The 1,430-nt window shown below is 71.0% G+C and carries 2 protein-coding genes; both read right to left on the reverse strand.

Annotated elements, in window-relative coordinates:
* Positions 1–169: 169 nt before the first annotated feature.
* Positions 170–664: a hypothetical protein gene (locus tag A7A76_RS22570; protein WP_206413419.1), complete on the reverse strand. Its 495-nt coding sequence runs from the start codon at positions 662–664 to the stop codon at positions 170–172.
* An 82-nt stretch (positions 665–746) separates the two neighbouring features.
* On the reverse strand, positions 747–1,250 hold the full coding sequence (coaD, locus tag A7A76_RS22575; protein ID WP_074865693.1) for a pantetheine-phosphate adenylyltransferase: 504 nt from the start codon (positions 1,248–1,250) through the stop codon (positions 747–749).
* Between the last annotated feature and the right edge of the window lie 180 nt (positions 1,251–1,430).

Raw genomic sequence — 1,430 nt, forward strand, 5'->3', positions numbered from 1 at the left:
GCAGGCGCTGCGCGGCGCGGGCCGGGCCCGGCGGCGCGCTCCCGCGCGACGGTTCGGGGTCGCGCAACGGCCGTGGGCGCGCCTGGAAAAGATTCGGGCCGCCCGAGGGCGGCCCGAATCGGCGCATCGCATTGCATCCGCAGCCGCGCCGCCAGGGCGCCGCGCGGGCTTACTTCACTTCGACGAAGTTGTAGTTCACGCCGGCCGGGGTCACCGCGGCCTTGACGCGCTCGCTGTCGGCGGCGGCGCCGACGAAGATGAACTTCACGCCCTTCATGGTGTTCGGGTCGACCTTGGAGAACGAGGCCACGGCCAGATCGGCGGACTTGGCCGAATCCGGCGAGCCGAACGCCACCAGGTTGCCTTCCAGCACGCCGCGGCTCATGTCGGTCTGGGCCTTTTCCAGCATGCGCTCGTAGTCGCCCTGGAAGGTCGGCGCGTCGGGCGCCGGCAGGGTGTAGACGTAGGTGCTGCCGCTGACGCCGTCGAGGTTGCGCTTGATCACGTCGGTCAGATACGCGTTCCAGGCGTTCTCGTCGCTGGTCTTGGGCGCCGACAGCGGCGCGGCCTCGGCGGCGACCTCCTTCTTCTCCTCTTTCTTGCACGCGGCGACGAACGGCAGCGCCAGGCAGGCGATCAACATCAGGCGGGAGGAAGTCTTCATCGTTAGGCCCCTTGGGTATCGGTTCGGGTGTGGCGTTGTGGAAAGGATCGGACGGAGCGGCCTGCGCTCGGCAGGCGCGCGGTCAGGACTTGCTGCGCTGCCACTCGGCCTGCAGCGCTTGCGCCACCGCCGGCGGCACGAAGCCGGAAACGTCGCCGCCCAGGCGCGCGATTTCGCGCACCAGCGACGAGGAAATGAAGCCGTACTGCTCGGCCGGGGTCAGGAACAAGGTCTCGACGTCGGGAATCAGGTGGCGGTTCATGCTCGCCAGCTGGAACTCGTATTCGAAGTCCGACACCGCGCGCAGGCCGCGCAGCAGCACGCCGCCGCCGACTTCGGCGACGAAGTGGGCGAGCAGGCTGTTGAAGCCGCGCACTTCGACGTGGGCGTGGTGGGCCACCGCCTGGCGCGCCAGGTCCACGCGCACCTGCAGCGGCAGCGCCGGGCCCTTGCCGGGGCTTTCGGCCACGCCGATGACCATGCGCTCGAACAGCGGCGCGGCGCGGTCGACCAGGTCGATATGGCCGTTGGTGATCGGGTCGAACGTGCCGGGATAAACGGCGGTGCGCAGGCGGGCCGAGCTCATTCGTGGGATCGTTCTTGGCGGGAAAGAGCGGGGGCGGGTAGGCCTCCCCCGCCGGTTGCGGCGCAGTGTAGCAGCCGTCCGCGCGCGGGGAAGCCCGCGCGCAGGGGCGCAAACCGCCGCTGTGCGGCCATTTGCGCGGCCCGCCCGCGGCGGCGCCCGGGCCGACGCCGGGCTCAGCCG

Source organism: Lysobacter enzymogenes, assembly GCF_017168095.1.
In the GTDB taxonomy this organism is placed as follows: Bacteria; Pseudomonadota; Gammaproteobacteria; order Xanthomonadales; family Xanthomonadaceae; genus Lysobacter; species Lysobacter enzymogenes_D.

What these genes read in the sequence shown, in the direction of transcription:
- A7A76_RS22570 (WP_206413419.1), bottom strand. Translation starts at nt 664, where the DNA reads ATGAAGACTTCCTCCCGCCTGATGTTGATCGCCTGCCTGGCGCTGCCG.
- coaD (WP_074865693.1), bottom strand. Translation starts at nt 1,250, where the DNA reads ATGAGCTCGGCCCGCCTGCGCACCGCCGTTTATCCCGGCACGTTCGAC.